6 protein-coding genes are annotated in these 17163 nt (G+C 46.6%); 5 read left to right on the forward strand and 1 reads right to left on the reverse strand.

The genetic code is table 11. From position 1 onward, the window contains the following. Positions 1-96: 96 nt before the first annotated feature. Positions 97-2220, reverse strand: a complete 2124-nt coding sequence (locus ACRRS0_RS17305) for a methyl-accepting chemotaxis protein (RefSeq protein WP_432451970.1) — start codon at positions 2218-2220, stop codon at positions 97-99. An 899-nt stretch (positions 2221-3119) separates the two neighbouring features. On the opposite strand from ACRRS0_RS17305, the gene ACRRS0_RS17310 reads away from it, so the two are divergent. The 5 genes from ACRRS0_RS17310 (at position 3120) to ACRRS0_RS17330 (ending at position 17077) form a co-directional block, all read left to right on the forward strand. Beyond that, positions 3120-4367: a hypothetical protein gene (locus ACRRS0_RS17310; RefSeq protein ID WP_432451969.1), complete on the forward strand. Its 1248-nt coding sequence runs from the start codon at positions 3120-3122 to the stop codon at positions 4365-4367. A gap of 9 nt (positions 4368-4376) precedes the next feature. Continuing rightward, entirely contained in the window at positions 4377-5330 is a 954-nt protein-coding gene (locus ACRRS0_RS17315) for a methionyl-tRNA formyltransferase (protein ID WP_439022889.1), read from the forward strand. Between the two features lie 143 nt (positions 5331-5473). Continuing rightward, a complete protein-coding gene (locus ACRRS0_RS17320; protein ID WP_432451967.1) occupies positions 5474-5962 on the forward strand; it encodes a hypothetical protein in 489 nt (162 codons plus the stop codon). A 132-nt stretch (positions 5963-6094) separates the two neighbouring features. Beyond that, positions 6095-6706 (forward strand): phage tail protein, encoded by a 612-nt coding sequence (locus ACRRS0_RS17325; protein WP_432451966.1) that lies wholly within the window; start codon positions 6095-6097, stop codon positions 6704-6706. Positions 6707-6832: 126 nt separating this feature from the next. Next, positions 6833-17077, forward strand: a complete 10245-nt coding sequence (locus ACRRS0_RS17330; RefSeq protein ID WP_432451965.1) for an Ig-like domain-containing protein — start codon at positions 6833-6835, stop codon at positions 17075-17077. The last annotated feature ends 86 nt before the right edge of the window (positions 17078-17163 follow it).

Here is a 17163-nt window from a genome sequence, read left to right on the forward strand (position 1 = left end):
AGCACATAGCAGCCTCTCAACGAAAATAATAAGATAGGCTTTACAAGCCCTGAACAACATTCATGTTGCTCAGGGCTTCACTCAAAAACACACAAGCTAATGTATACGAGACACGTCAAAACGTCCCACTAATAGCTCTAAACGCTGAATCGCATTCTCCATTAAGGTGGTACGACGCGACATTTGTTGGGCCGAGGTTTGCAGACGAACGGTAATATCCTGCGCACCACAGGCAGTTTGCTTATGTTTCTCACTATTCGCTGATAAATCGTTGATAATATCGAACAGAGACGATACGGATTTTTGCAGTTGCTCGTTGCGGTTAGAAGATTCATTATTCACGCTGCTACTGTCAACGTTCTCGATGCCTTGCTGCATAAATTTAACCGCAGTTTCAGACTCTCGGTGTAGTTTATTCATTAACTCGCCAATATGATTGGCCGCCTGAGAAGTTTTATCTGCTAGATTTCTCACTTCATCAGCCACCACCGAAAATCCGCGCCCATGCTCGCCAGCTCTCGCCGCTTCAATCGCCGCATTTAAGGCCAGCAAGTTAGTTTGGTCGGTAATCTCGGTAATCAACTTAACAATACCACCGATCTCTTGCATTTCTTTATTGATATCGTTGACACTTTTAGCTGAAGACTCAACAATTTCACGAATGGTGTTCGCTCCTTCTAACGCTTTAAAATACTCTTGCTGAGCACTATCAACCACCTGTTGCATCACCGCCTGCATGGTATGCGCAGAGTCACTGGCAAGCGCAATTTCATCTTGCTGGCTAGTTGCCAAGTTCAACATTGAGTCGATAGACTCAGCAGTTTCCACTGTGGCACCATCCATTTTTTGACAACGCCGTAACATCGAAGCCGAGACCTGTTGCACTTCATTGGAGGCCTGAACCAGTCGGCCCATTAATTCTTCCAGATTATCGATGAAACTATTCACCCAACGCCCCATATCACCAGTCTCATCGGCCTTAAACTGACTGGCATCCAAACGTTGATTTAGGTTGCCATCCCCTTCGGCGATGGTTTGAATCACTCGAGTCATCCCCTTCAGGCCCTGAGTCACCGGAGATGCGCAAAAATGCTTAAAAGCCAAGGCGCTAAATAAGGCCATTGAAAGGCTCAGTCCCCACTGGCCCACTAGGCCCATCTCCAGCCAGTGATTCGCCAGCAAAGGAGCAAATAACACCATCAACATACACAGTACATATTGTCGGGTTAAGCTATAGGTCAGCGAGCGATGACGATACACCTCCTCCAGATCGGCCTCACACATCATTCCCCATCGATCAGCTGAGCCCTGCATCTGAAAGGTGACCCCTTTGCCAATAACCGGGATATGCCGATAGTCTGAATAACCAGGATAGTCGACGTAAAGGTTGCTGCCATTGGCGATGGTTTCCCTGACCCCAGGATGTAACTGTCCGGTGGCAGGATCGGTAAAACGGATCTCAAACTCGGTATGTTGCTGAACTTTTACCGTTCCCCACTCAGTTTTCACCCCTGACTTTAAATTTTCGCTATGGGAAAAGGTATTATCTTCAAAACGAGAGCGGGACAGAGCGGTTCCGGGCAAAATACTCGAATCAAAGTTCGATTCCACCATAAAGATATAATTATCGCCAGATTCGCTATAAATATGACCCGCTTCGCGTTGGATCAAATCGCCTAGCACATCATTCGGCACCCGACCACATAAGCAGCCACTCACCTGCTTATCTGAATCAAACAGAGGCAGGTAAAACATCAAAGTCACGGCGTCATGAAAAGACGAGCTGGAAGCCCCTAAGCTTAAGGTCCGCGGATCCACATAAGGGCCATGTAAAAACTTGTCCTGCAAACCTTGTTGTAAGGCTTTACTATCGCATTGGGTTTCGGCCAGTATCGCAGCCGATGAATGACTTACCTTCCCCTTATGATCGACTAAAAATAGCTCGGAGAAATCAGCACCACGAGAAATTAAATGCTGCAGGGTATCAACTTTATCTTGCGTCTTCTTGGTCTGTAAATAAAGCGCCGCATTTTCTAAGAAAGCCCACTGACTATTCACCCAGGCTTGCAATATTTGCACTCTGGTTTGCGCAACACTCTCAAAGGTCTCCGCCAACAACTCGCTTCTCCCTCGATTTAGCCAAGTTGCCTTCTTCATAGCCAATTTACCGGTACTTCCCATCCAGGGGAGCCAACGCCGCTCTGCATTAGTCAAATTCATCCGTCTATCTCGCATAATTATTTTTATTGAGTCACGCCAATGCAATCAATAAGCCAGCCAAGCAAAATAAGCACCAAGCCAGTGCGGTAAATAATAAATCATACAATTTTAAAAAACCAAGTACGAAAAATGGAACCAATTTAGTGCAAGCGCACCAAACATAAGCCCACATATAGTGCCTTTTGGTTGAGTGCGTAGACGAGCGCACAAAAACAGAAATATTTTTTTATAAAATAAACAACAACATAAAATTAAATTAGCGTCTTTTTAGCACAATAACAAATAACAAAATAATGAAAAGGGAGGGCTAGTAATAAACATAGTGAAATTTAAAAATCTCACTATTGTCTGCTACTTTTTTATGATTAAATTACTTAATAAAACCGTGATACTTCTCCAAAGCAGCACAAGCAACTGAACAAAAATGAATATTTATTTAAATTTTACGCAAACATCAAAATTGAATATTAACTTCAGTATTCAGCGTTGTGACAAGTAAGTTCAAACGTCAAAGTCCTACAGGGCCCTAAAGCTGATTGCACTTCAGCGAGGTTTTACATCCAATCAACAGCCGAACCATTGAAGATTGCGCACAATAATTTGAACACCAACACTGTCGAACAAATGCAGCGACAAATTTTATCTGAAACGAAAATATCTGACCAAAACTCAGTAAACCTACCCCATGCACCGTCATCGAGACGACTGAACAAAAACAAACTCAGCTAAGCATCAGATTAGTTTGTGATCCCAATAACGAATTAATAACAGCAAAGTTAATATGGCCAACTATAGTTAATTCTGACATTTATGTTATTTAGGGATGTAATTGCATGCTTGTGCTGCAACCATTTAGCTAAATACTTAATGAGATTTTCAAGGCTTAATAGGCGACAGAAATGGAAAACCCTCAAGCTGACAACGTTCCAAATGTCCGTCCACTCACCTTTGCGGATCCTTTAGCCGACGAGCTGTTAAAATACTCACTCAGAACGCAACTTGAGTCTCTTTTCAAGACTGAAATGACGATTCAGCAGCGACAACATCAACTTCAACAAAGCTTTGTTGAGGCAATAACCTTAGTACTCGCAGACAAATCAGCAAAGCATCAGCGGTTAGTTGCAGCCTTTGAGCAAATGTATGAGTCGGCGACGCAATCAATGGCTTTAGCTGAATTAAGTCAAGAATTACTGACCCGTCAGTACGTATCGAGCAGCGGACTGATTATGTCGCCTCTCAATTGTCGTCACACCATTAAAGATGTTTATCGTATTCAAGGTTATGTGCGTGGTATCGATCTCGCAATTAAACAACAGCTACGTCAAAAATCAGTAGTAAATGTTCTCTACCCTGCCTGCGGCCCATTCGCCCCGCTATTACTCCCCTTACTTAAATATTATCAGCAACAAGGTCAGATCAAAGCGGGCCAACTTAAAGTTACTCTGCTCGATATACAAGCTGGTGCGATCCTCTCGCTTCGCCAGTTAGTGAGTGATCTGGAGATTACTGACTATATCTGCGACATCGTCGAGCAAGACGCCACCGAATATATTCCCGAACAAAGCATCGATTTATTGATCTTGGAAGCAATGCAACATGGTTTCACTCAAGAAGGCCAGCTGAGTATTGCCAAACACCTGGTGCACTACCTAGACCTAGAAGGTAGCCTGATCCCGCAACAAGTGTCGGTACGCGGCATCATGGTGATTGGAGAGACCGAGTTTAGCCAACAATGGCGAACTGCAGCATTTACTCACTCACTCAATGTGGACCCAACGGCACAAGCCGACCGTATTGAACTTGGTGAGATTTTCAGGGTCAACAAATCCAGCTTATTAAAGGCACAGCCAATTGCTCTAGATGGCGGGATAAAGGTTCTCACAGCCAACCAATTGACCATTCCAAAAGGCATTGAAGATATGTCTCAGCGGATAATGGCCATTTATGCGCATGTTCATACCTACGGCCAAGAAACTGTTCAGCAGTATGACTCTGGTATCACTCATCCTCGACCGGATATGAGCTTTTACATCGATGCCCAGCCAAATCAAATTGATCACCCTTATTTTGTCGCAAACAGTGGCGATACAGTGCAGTTTTTTTATCAACTCACAGGACTACCTGGTTTTATAGCAAGCAAGTTATAGGGAATGATGATGAAACAACAATATGCAATTTTTACTGGTAGCTGTTTTGCATTTCCCACGATTCAGCGATTGCAGCAGCTGGATATGTTGGCTTGTGTCGTCCTGGTGAATAGCCCAGCGAATCCAGATCTGACCCAGTTACAAACGCTTCTCGCGCAACATCAGATAAAAGCGTTGCAATATTCCCTCCAAAGTGAAATTCAATTATTGGCAGAGCTTGATGCATTGCAAGTCAGCGCTGGTCTTGTGTACTGGTTCAGGCATAAGATCAGCCCTCAAGTCATCCAATTTTTCAACGGTTGGCTATTCAATATTCACCCAGGAAAGTTGCCCGATTACCGAGGACCAATGCCGCTGTATTGGCAGTTGCGTCATGGAGAGAAGCAACTTTGTTTAACCCTACATCGAGTCGCAGCCGAATTTGACAGTGGGGATATTGGCATGGAACAGCTCGTGCCAATCCACCCCTTCGATAGCTTGCAATGTTTATATCAAAAGGCCGCACAATATGCACCGCAGCTCATTGAACGCTTATTGGACGCTATCCAATCTGATGATATCTGTTGGCAAGCTCAAGCGCAGAAAGATGTTACTGGCGCGCCGAAGATCAGCGAACAAGACCTAGTAGTAGATTGGCATCGTCACTCCAGTGAAGACATTGTCAATATGGCTCGGGCAGGAAATAGCGATTGCGGGGGCGTAATACTGCCTTTTCCCCAAGGTTACTTTCATCTATATCAAGCAAGCAAGGTCAACTGTGAACTATCAGGGATAACTGTTGGAACGGTTTTAGAGGTGAGCATTCAAGCGGGAATGCTCATAAAAACCAAAGATAGCGCGCTAAGGCTAGACATCATTTCCTGCCCACAGGGCTTTTTTGATGGCTACCGTTTTGCTTTGTTATTTGGTTTAGACGCTGGCACCTGCATCGACATGGCGCTTCATCGAAAAAATAATGTTTAGAGATGGAGAGCACTGACTAAAGCGTTCCCTCTGACAATAAGTGAATAGAGAGATAAACAGCAAATTTAGACAGATACGATAATAGCCTTAGCGATATATTTATCATATCTCGACTGAAACCCTAACCTAGAAGCGAGAGAGCGATGAAGATCAAAGTTAATGTTACCAATCACTACCTCTATCAATTGGCCATTTTACCTTACAACCATGGGCTGCTCCCTGATTCAATACAGCTTTCAGAGACAGAGCGTATCGCCAAATCAAAAGGAACGGGGTCATTTCAGGTGCTCAGTGGAGAAGCCACCATTGTTTTCGTGCCGGGGATGGGCGAGTTACTCATCCATTTTTTAGGTCAGCAAAAAATTGAAAACTGCCATGACAAATTTACCGAGACCTTTAGTGATTTTGATCACTATCAACAGATGGTATTGCTCCGTTATAAAACAACAGAATTATATTGGCGATTTCCAAGTGCAGAAAGCGATGCCGAGCTGGATATCAGTGTCAATGAATTAGGCACTCTGTGCCTCGATAAAGTCCATCATGGCGAAGCCAGAAAAATATCGCTACCTGAATTTTTTATTCCGCCGGTGTTTCTGGTCGACTTACCAGAAAAATGTGAACCGATTTAAAGCCTATGAACATTCACCCTATGCTTTCCAACAACGGCAACACATGTATCGTTATCGGCAAAAATACGCCTTTTAACATGCATGAAGCTGAGCAAAGTAAACCACGTTTAATCAATATGATGAGGATTAATTATGTCTGCTGAACCCTATCTAGGCACCATGACACCATTTGCTGGCACCTTCACGATCGAAAAATTTGCGATATGTCTTGGACAACTGGTCGCTATTTCGCAAAACCCGTCACTTTTCTCAATACTCGGAGCGACGTACGGCGGGGATGCTCGAACCACCTTTGGGATCCCCGATATGCGTGGCCGCTCCCCTGTCGGTGTTGGCACAAGGCCTGGCGGGAAAACCTATTATCAAGGACACATGATGGGTAACGAGTACGCTGTTCTTGCGCTATCACAAATGCCGGAACATACGCACGCAGCAACATTCGCGCCGAGCGGGAATATATCAGTCTCAAGTAGTTTGCAGGCTGCCACTGACACTGCAACAACGACCACCCCAGCATCGAACACCCACCTCGCTGCTGGAGCCTCAAGTATGTACGTTGCACCCGGCTTTCAACCCCCCACCCTAACCGAGATAGAAGGCTTGACGGTAGAGTTGCAAGGAAGCACTGGTGGCAACGTGACTGTAGACAACACTGGAGGTGGTAATGCCATTGATATTACTAATCCGGTGCAGGTGGTGAACTGGCAAATATCGTTGGATGGACTGTACCCACCCAGAGCTTAGCTCGTCCCTGAAATCTAAATGGCGCAGTGAACAACAACTTCGCCATTGATTTGCAAACAGCGAAAGGTATCGCATCGAAGTGAGTTAAGGCAATTAAGATAATTGTATTTGATAGGGAAGACTCGAATGAAAAGGAATAAAAAGATGATTGATCTCACCTCCGCGTTCGCTGGATTACTTATCACTGTCTCGGTCAGCGCTTTTGGTGCAGATAGCTGGGAAACATCCTCATCATCGGACAGGGAACCGTCTATTACCACGCGGTCAATTGAAGAGGCCAAGCATCACTTAAGCCCTCTGGTTGGCGAAGATCAACACATTTTCCAGTCGGTTCCATTTGACCGGCTCGTGATCATCGATGCAGACGTCCCACACAGTGCTGTATTACAGAGAGCTTTTGGCATGGATATGGATATGGATAACCAGATTATTCAGCTCTCTGCACTAGATACCTTAGCCACGCTTAGCGAAAAACTGGCAAGTTTTGTAGATCTAGACGCGATTCATCTCATCTCACATGGTGCACCCGGACAACTATTCTTGCTGGGTGAAACTCTCTCCTCAAACACCCTTCGGTCCTCTAATCAATTACTCGCAGCATTGAAACACGCACTCAAACCAAGCGGTGACCTGCTTATTTATGGCTGCCAAGTTGGTCAAGGTGCGCAAGGTGCCGAGTTTGTTAGCGCATTAGCCCAACTGACTCAAACCGATGTCGCTGCATCTATTGATAATACCGGGGGTGTTCAGCAAGGGGGAAACTGGATTCTTGAGCGTCAGTTCGGCAAGATAAATACGGCGCACCTCTTTAATTCAAACGCTCTATTATTGGCAGATTATCCAACCGTGCTTGGCCAACAAGTCGTGAAATATGGAAACATCAGTTCTGCGATTGTTGATGATGTGACAATGACCGTGAATATTTCTCCCACCGTCGATTTAACCATCGACTGGGGAACGGGAACCCAAGGCAGTAATGTATACACAAATAGTCGGGTACAGCAGTTAACAGCGCTTGGCGGAGCGGTTGGTCCCGTTGATGTGGATGACACTTTTTATAATAATCGAAGCGGAGGATTGCAACTCACCGCTACAGGCAACTTCTCGCTGGATGCGTTTGAACTATTTCGAAGAGGTGCAGCGAATGGGAATACCGAAGACTTTACGCTGATTGGTTTTGATAATGGCTCACAAGTTGTTTCAGATACCCTAACTTGGGTGATTACTGGCTCCTTTGCTGCCGAAACCTTTACCCGAGGTTCAGGCACTTGGGCAGCCAATCCCGCATGGCAATCGGTAGATAAAGTGGTGATAGTCTGGCCAACTGAGGTTGCCGGGAATACGACCGGGATCCAAGGAACGGCTGGCTATCAAGAAATAGCTATATCCAGCGTGACGATTTCGGATTTTGTCGCTGCGACTAACACGGCCCCAGCCCTTGATTTAAATGGTGTTGGCGCGGGTAACGATCACACGATCTCGTTTAGCACCAGTACTGTATCCATTGCCCCCGATGCGACGGTCACCGATGGTGATGGCGATACCATGAGTACTATCACCGTCACGATGGCAAGTCGCCCGGACGGAAGTGCAGAAGGCTTGAACGTGACGGCCGCAGCAAAGAATGCACTAGGTGGTATCAGTGGACAAAGTGACAGTGTGCTGCAAAATACCATTAGCATAACAGGCGCATCAGCGACCACGGCACAAGTGGCTACTTTTTTGCAAAGTATCACTTATAACAATACGGCGGGTTCTCCGGATCTGAGCGCCAGAAGCGCGACGGTGGTGATCAACGATGGGACTGATGATAGCCTCACTCGGACCGTGACGATTAATGTGACAGGAGATATCACTCCGCCCAGTGGCCACAGTGTCGCCTTGAATCAAACAAGCTATAACGCGACTCAAGCCAGCAGCCTATCCTTCCAGTTTGCTAGTGGTGAAATTGGAGCAAACTACAGTTATAGCCTGACATCAACTGGGGGCGGGAGCGCAATTACGGGGACAGGCACACTTGCCACGGCCGTAGATACGGTTAGTTCTTTGAATGTCACAGGGCTGAATAATGGGACATTAACCCTGAGTGTGGTTGTGACCGATGCGGCAGGCAATGCGGCGACAGCGGTCACCGATACGGCCACGCTCGATAAAATATCCCCCACTGTGGTGACAACCACATCAGATAACGCGCTAAAAATGGGAGAGACGCCAACCCTAACCTTCACCCTGAGTGAAGCAAGTAGTAATTTTTCTTCTGGGGATGTCGTCGTTACGGGAGGAGCACTGTCAAACTTTAGTGGCAGTGGCTCACTGTATACGGCTACATTTACACCGACCACAAACAGTACCACGGCGGCAACAATTAATGTGGCCGCAGATACCTTTACCGATCTAGCGGGCAACAACAATACGGTTGCAGCTCAACTGAATATGACGGTAGATACCCTGCGTCCCAGCGTGACCCTGTCGAGTAACAAAACCCAGTTAAAAGTCGCTGAAACCGCCACCATTACCGCAACATTAAGCGAAGCGAGCAGCGACTTTGCGGTCAGTGATATCGCAATCATCGGCGGTACCTTAAGTGGATTTACCGGCTCAGGCACCAGCTATACGGCCACCTTTACGCCAACCACAAACAGTACCACGGCGGCAACAATTAATGTGGCCGCAGATACCTTTACCGATCTAGCGGGCAACACCAATACCAGTGCAACCCAACTGAATATGACGGTGGATACCCAGCGTCCCAGCGTGACCCTGTCGAGTAATAAAACCCAATTAAAACTCGCTGAAACCGCCACCATTACCGCAACTTTAAGCGAAGCGAGCAGTGACTTTACGGTCAGTGATATCTCTATTACGGGCGGAACCTTAAGTGGATTTACTGGCTCAGGCACCAGCTATACGGCCACCTTTACGCCAACCGCAAACAGTACCACGGCGGCAACAATTAATGTGGCCGCAGATACCTTTACCGATCTAGCGGGCAACAACAATACGGTTGCAGCTCAACTGAATATGACGGTAGATACCCTGCGTCCTAGCGTGACCCTGTCGAGTAACAAAACCCAGTTAAAAGTCGCTGAAACCGCCACCATTACCGCAACTTTAAGCGAAGCCAGTGGTGACTTTACTGTAGGGGATGTCGTCGTAGCAGGTGGCAGCCTGTCAAGCTTTAGTGGCAGTGGCTCACTATATACGGCCACCTTTACGCCAACCACAAACAGTACCTCGGCGGCAACCATTAATGTGGCCGCAGATACCTTTACCGATGCTGCGGGCAACAACAATACGGTTGCCACTCAACTGAATATCGCAGTGGATACCCTGCGTCCCAGCGTGACGCTTTCTAGTAATAAAACCCAGTTAAAAGTCGCTGAAACCGCCACCATTACCGCAACGTTAAGCGAAGCGAGCAGCGACTTTACGGTCAGTGATATCTCTATTACGGGCGGCACCTTAAGTGGATTTACCGGCTCAGGCACCAGCTATACGGCCACCTTTACGCCAACCACAAGCAGCACCACGGCGGCAACCATTAATGTGGCCGCAGATACCTTTACCGATCTAGCGGGCAACAACAATACGGTTGCCACTCAACTGAATATGACAGTAGATACCCTGCGTCCCAGCGTGACCCTGTCGAGTAACAAAACCCAGTTAAAAGTCGCTGAAACCGCCACCATTACTGCAACGTTAAGCGAAGCGAGCAGTGACTTTACGGTCAGTGATATCGCGATCATCGGCGGTAGCTTAAGTGGATTTACCGGCTCAGGCACCAGCTATACGGTCACCTTTACGCCAACCACAAACAGTACCTCGGCGGCAACCATTAATGTGGCCGCAGATACCTTTACCGATGCTGCGGGCAACAACAATACGGTTGCCACTCAACTGAATATCGCAGTGGATACCCTGCGTCCCAGCGTGACGCTTTCTAGTAATAAAACCCAGTTAAAAGTCGGTGAAACCGCCACCATTACCGCAACATTGAGTGAGGCCAGTGGTGACTTTACTGTAGGGGATGTCGTCGTAGCAGGTGGCAGCCTGTCAAGCTTTAGTGGCAGTGGCTCACTGTATACGGCTACATTTACACCGACCACAAACAGTACCACGGCGGCAACCATTAATGTGGCCGCAGATACCTTTACCGACGCTGCGGGCAACAACAATACGGTTGCCACTCAACTGAATATCGCAGTAGATACCCAGCTGCCCAGTGTGACGCTTTCTAGTAATAAAACCCAGTTAAAAGTCGGTGAAACCGCCACCATTACCGCAACATTGAGTGAAGCCAGTGGTGACTTTACGGTAGGGGATATCGTCGTAGCGGGTGGCAGCCTGTCAAGCTTTAGTGGCAGTGGCTCACTATATACGGCCACCTTTACGCCAACCACAAACAGTACCTCGGCGGCAACCATTAATGTGGCCGCAGATACCTTTACCGATGCTGCGGGCAACAACAATACGGTTGCCACTCAACTGAATATCGCAGTGGATACCCTGCGTCCCAGCGTGACGCTTTCTAGTAATAAAACCCAGTTAAAAGTCGGTGAAACCGCCACCATTACTGCAACTTTAAGTGAAGCTAGCAGCGACTTCACGCTCGGCGATATCTCTATTACGGGCGGCACCTTAAGTGGATTATCTGGTTCTGGTACCAGCTATACTGTCACATTGACCCCCACGGTCGAGGGTCAAATAAACGTTTCCGTTGCCGCAGATACCTTCAGCAATGCATCTGGGAACCTGAATGTAGCGTCAACAACTCAGCATATTCAGTATGACGGAACCTCCCCTTATATTACGGCATTGCTTCCTGCAGATAACAGCGCCAATGTGGCTAAGGATGCGTCGTTGGCGATCACATTTAACGAAACCATCGTTGCCGGGAGTGGCAATATTTCGATTTTTGACAGCGCCGATGATAGCTTACTCGAAGCCATAGCGGTGGGTGGTTCGAAAATAATCATGACTGGGCAAGTTGTGACCATCGACCCTACCGCCACTTTTACGCCTACTCACAGTTATTATGTGCTGATCGGGAACAATGCCCTAGAAGATAGCGCAGGCAACACCTTTAGCGGCTTTTCGACACAAAACTCATACAACTTCACCATTAACAACCTCGTCCCTCATGTATCCGATGATACCGTTTCAATCGCTGAAGATAATCAAGTTGCGATTGCTGTTTTGGAGAATGATAGTGACGACGATAGTCCAATCAATTTAGCGAGTATGACGATTAATAGCCAGCCGCTTCATGGCATTACCCGCGTGAATACCGGAACGGGAGTCGTGAACTACACACCAGATCCTAATTATGTCGGCAGCGATAGCTTTACCTACACTGTTGAAGATATCTATGGAGGCGAATCCATACCCGCAACAGTTACCCTAACAGTGGCACCTGTTGCCGATGATCCGGTAGCGCTCAATGATGTTGCAGAGACAACGGAAGATACCTTATTACCAATTGACGTTGTTGCCAATGATACCGACCCAGATATTGGCGATATACTAAATACCACTCAAATTGTAGTCACACCACCCAAACATGGCAGTGCCATGGTAGCTGATGGAAAAGTGAACTATACACCCTCCCTTGATTTTACCGGGACAGATCACTTTAGCTACACCGTTGCAGATAGCACTGGGCGAGTGTCGAACCTTGCCACGGTCACGATCAATGTATCTGGAGCAAATGAGGCTCCTATCGGCGTTGCAGATAGTGTCACAACAGACGAAGATCATGACATTGATATCAATGTGCTTGTCAACGATACCGATAGCGACGGCACAATTGATGTCGCCAGTGTCCAAATAGTTAAGCCACCAGCGCATGGTTCGGTGAGTGCAAATGCCAGTGGAGTGTTGACCTTTACCCCTGAGGCTAACTATAGCGGCGGTGATAATTTCACCTATGTTGTTGAAGACGATTTACATGCTAGTTCTGCAGAAACCACCGTCACGGTGACCATCAATTCTCTCAATGACGCGCCAGTTGCCCGCGATGACATCGCGATGCTGCAGGCAGATATTCCCCATCGCATCAATGTGTTGGGGAACGATAGTGATATCGATGGCACACTCAATCTGAGTTCGATTTCTATCGTAGCAACGCCAACGCAAGGGCTTGCCACAGTGATTGCTTCTGGTCTGATTCAATATACCCCAAACACACATCTTAGTGGAGAAGACAGCTTTACCTATACGATTGCCGACAACTCAGGTGCCATTTCTAATGTGGCCACCGTGACGCTGACCAATAATGTGGTGAACCACCTCCCCATAGCGAACAACGATGAAGCCTCAACAGAAGAAGATCAGCCGGTCAGCCTAAATGTAACCAGCAACGACAGCGATGTTGACGGTTCACTGGAAACCACATCTTTAATGATCGTAACAACTCCGAGTTTAGGTTCGGTCACCGTGAATGGCGATGGGTCGATCACCTACATCCCTCAGGCAAATGCCAGTGGCCTAGATAGTTTCATGTATACCATCAGTGACAATGAAGGGGGGCGCTCCAATCAAGCCACCATACATATCACGATTCGTGCGGTGAATGATGCCCCCAGTATCAGCATTGACTCTACCATCAGTACCGATGAAGATAATGACCAGAACCTAAGTTTTACTTACACAGATGTAGATGACAACACGGTCGTCGCAAGTGTCAGTACCCAAGCAAGCCATGGCACAGCCAGCGTAAACGGCACCAGCGTGAACTATATACCCGAAGCGAATTTCTTCGGTAGTGATAGCTTTACCCTCACTCTCACCGATAATGCGGGCTATACCACCACCCAACAAATTAACGTCACCGTTTCTTCAGTCAATGATGTGCCGAGCATCAACATAGGCTCCACCTTAAGTACCGATGAGGATAATAACCAAAGTCTCAGTTTTAGCTACTCAGATGTGGATGGCGATACAGTAGTCGCTTCAGTATCCACCCAAGCAAGCCATGGTACGGCCAGCGTAAATGGCACCACCGTCAGCTATGCCCCCGTAGCGAACTATTTTGGCTCGGATAGCTTTACCCTCACCCTAACCGATAATAATGGTTACAGCACCAGCCAGCAGATCAACGTCACCGTGGCCTCGGTGAATGATGCGCCCAGCATTAGCATGGGCTCCACCTTGAGCACCGATGAAGATAATAGCCAAAGTTTGAGTTTTACTTATTCAGACCTAGACGGTGATACCGTGGTCGCGAGTGTTAGCAGCCTAGCTAGCCATGGTACGGTGAGCGTAAACGGCACCAGCGTGAGCTATGCACCCGAAGCGGATTTCTTTGGTAATGATAGCTTTGTCCTCACTCTCACCGATAACAATGGTTATCAAACAACAAAAACCATTACCGTGAATGTTAACGGACTTAACGACAAACCGATTGCCGAAGATGATTTACCAATTTTACAAACCAATGATGAGAACCGCTATCAAATAGACGTCTTAGCCAATGATAGTGATGCCGATGGCGACCCTATTTCCATTATTGCAGCCTCGGTGAGTGTAGGAGAAGTGCGAATTAAAGATAACCAACTCGTTTATCAAGCGCCTATTGGCACCGCGGGTAAAGTCGAATTTAACTACATGATTCAAGATCCAACGGGAGCAAGTGCCAGTGCCCAAGTCTCTTTACTACTGCAAGCGATTGCCAATGAGCGATTACCTACATTAAGTCCACCTGAGGATGTTGTCGCAAATGCCACGGGCTTATTTACAAAACTTGATATCGGAAAGGCAAGTGCGGTTGATGCAGCAGGTGAAGCGCTTCCAGTTTCTCTGGTGAATGGCCCGAGCTTATTTCCTCCCGGCAATAACACTGTACATTGGCAAGCCAGTGATGCTCAAGGCAACACCGTGATCTTAAGCCAGAATATAAAAGTAAATCCATTAATTTCAATCGCTAAAGACCAACAAGTGGTTGAAGGTACAGAGCAACAGGTTACGGTATACCTGAATGGTAAAGCCCCTGACTACCCGGTTCGCATTGCTTATAGCGTTTCGGGAACCGCAGATGAGAACGACCATGATTTAAGTGACGGGGAACTTATTATTGAGCAGGGAACGGAGGGGGTGATTCCATTATTCATTTACCAAGATTCGCAAACAGAAGGAAATGAAACCATTGAAATTCACCTCAGTCGCGAGCACAACTTAGGCAATAAGTCGGTACATACTTTAACGATTGTTGAAAACAATGTGGCCCCAGAAATGGAGCTTCAAGTTTCACAAGCTGGAGAACAACGGCATTTAGTGCTCAATAATCAAGACTTAGTGCTCATTAAAGCCTTAATATCCGATGCTAACCCAGCTGATAATCACACTATAGTCTGGGCTTCCAAGCATTCAGAGATGATTAATTTAGCGACCGAACAGGATCAATTCATTTTTAACCCAACATCCTTAGTTCCTGGAATATACCCGTTAACCGCAACAGTAAGTGATGATGCCCCCGAAGCTCTCAGCTCCAAACAAAATATATATATTGAGGTGACCAACGCACTCGCCGAACTGGGGAATGAAGACAGTGATAATGATCTGATCTCAGATGCCCAAGAGGGCTATAAAGATTCTGACAATGACGGAGTTCCTGATTACCTCGACGCCATTGATGAATGCAATGTATTACAAGAACAAGTCTTACACGGACATCAATTCTTAGTAGAAGCAGAGCCCGGCGTTTGTTTACACAAAGGAGTCACCATTGCTGGAAATCAAACAGGCGGCGCGCAATTACTTGAACACGAGCTACTAGCCAATGATGAGATGACGAATGTAGGTGGTATATTTGATTTTATTGCGACGGGTTTAGCGACACCGGGACAAAACTATACGGTAGTACTCCCCCAACGCTTACCGATCCCCGAAAGTGCTGTTTATCGAAAATTTCAAAACGGACAATGGGTTAATTTTGTCGAAGATACAAATAATATAGTCAGCTCTGCGGCTGGCGAACAAGGGTACTGTCCGCCCCCCAATGATCCACAGTGGGCTGCTGGCTTAAACGCTGGATATTGGTGTGTGCAATTAACCATTCAAGATGGAGGCCCAAATGACGATGATGGCCTTGTGAATGCAAGTATTACCGATCCGGGCGGAGTCGCCATAAACTTAAGTAACAACCAATTTCCTGTCGCAATGCCCGATAGTGTGACCGTAAAATGGAATGAGAGTATTGTTATTGACGTTCTCGCAAATGATACCGATCCAGATAACGATACACTTAATATCACTGCCGCAACGGTCGACTTTGGCGAATTATCCATTGAAAATTCACAACTGGTATACACCACGTCAGATAGCTTTTTCGATAAAGCAACCATTCAATACAACATTACCGATAACCATGGCGGATCAGCTTACAGCTCCGTTGTTATCCAAGTTGTCAACAACTTTGCTCCGATAGCCCATCAAGATAGCGCCACGACCGACGACCATAGTCAAATCAAAATTTCGGTCCTGAGCAATGATCTCGATGCCGACAATGATCAACTAACCCTCACTCAAGCAAGCGCAAACTATGGAGACGTAGTCATCAATGATGATCAAACCTTAACTTATACACCCAAACTAGGTTTTGATGGCGAGGATATGATCACTTACAGCATACAAGATGAAAAATCAGCAAGCGCACAAGGCACGGTAATGGTCACGGTGAAAGCCTATGTATCAACTACTGTTGAAAACTCTTCGGGAGGCTCTATGGGAGTAACTATGTTGTTATTCGCAGGCTTGCTCCTGCTACGTCGCCATAAACAAATAGGCAGCATGCTATTATTACTTATCATTAGCGCTCAGGCACAAGCAGAGCCAAACCGATGGTCAGTTGAAACAGAGCTTGGCTATGCCAAAGCACACCACAACAGTGAACTCGATAACATTCCTTCGGTACAAGTCATGGATACTGATGACTCAGATTTTGCTTGGTCCATTGGAATTGCTTATCGTTTCAAACCCAAGTGGAAGTTAGCCCTTCGCTACATCGATCTTGGTCAGGGCAGTGCCACTTTAAAAGCGGAGACTCTCTCACCCGAGGAATACCACCAAGCCGTTGCAAAGGCGACGCCAGTACTTGGCCATGGTTTCGCAAGTGATTTGAGTTACCAACTGCTGAATAACGAGCATATTCTGGTTGATGGCAGCCTAGGCCTGTTCCGCTGGAAAAGTCAGTTAGAAAGCATTGTGCAAGACAGTGTGATCCAACATGATAAAACCGCCACCGATCCCTATCTCGGTCTACAAGCCGCTTATCAATTAAGTCCTCAATGGGCCCTAGGCCTTGGATACGCTCATTATTTCATTTCTGAGAACGATATTGACGCTTTCAGTATAAAACTTATTTATCGTTTATAAGCCATCCTATTTACAGGGTTCTATTATAAACAAATCCGCAGCTCTTTCGATTTGCAGCACCAAAACCTCAAAGTGCTGCAAATTCT

The organism is Agarivorans sp. QJM3NY_29, assembly GCF_050870835.2.
Taxonomy (GTDB): domain Bacteria; phylum Pseudomonadota; class Gammaproteobacteria; order Enterobacterales; family Celerinatantimonadaceae; genus Agarivorans.

Excerpts from the sequence above, each read along its gene's own strand:
- ACRRS0_RS17315 (WP_439022889.1), top strand. The coding sequence starts at position 4,377 with ATGAAACAACAATATGCAATTTTTACTGGTAGCTGTTTTGCATTTCCC.
- ACRRS0_RS17305 (WP_432451970.1), bottom strand. The coding sequence starts at position 2,220 with ATGAATTTGACTAATGCAGAGCGGCGTTGGCTCCCCTGGATGGGAAGT.
- ACRRS0_RS17310 (WP_432451969.1), top strand. The coding sequence starts at position 3,120 with ATGGAAAACCCTCAAGCTGACAACGTTCCAAATGTCCGTCCACTCACC.
- ACRRS0_RS17320 (WP_432451967.1), top strand. The coding sequence starts at position 5,474 with ATGAAGATCAAAGTTAATGTTACCAATCACTACCTCTATCAATTGGCC.
- ACRRS0_RS17330 (WP_432451965.1), top strand. The coding sequence starts at position 6,833 with ATGAAAAGGAATAAAAAGATGATTGATCTCACCTCCGCGTTCGCTGGA.
- ACRRS0_RS17325 (WP_432451966.1), top strand. The coding sequence starts at position 6,095 with ATGTCTGCTGAACCCTATCTAGGCACCATGACACCATTTGCTGGCACC.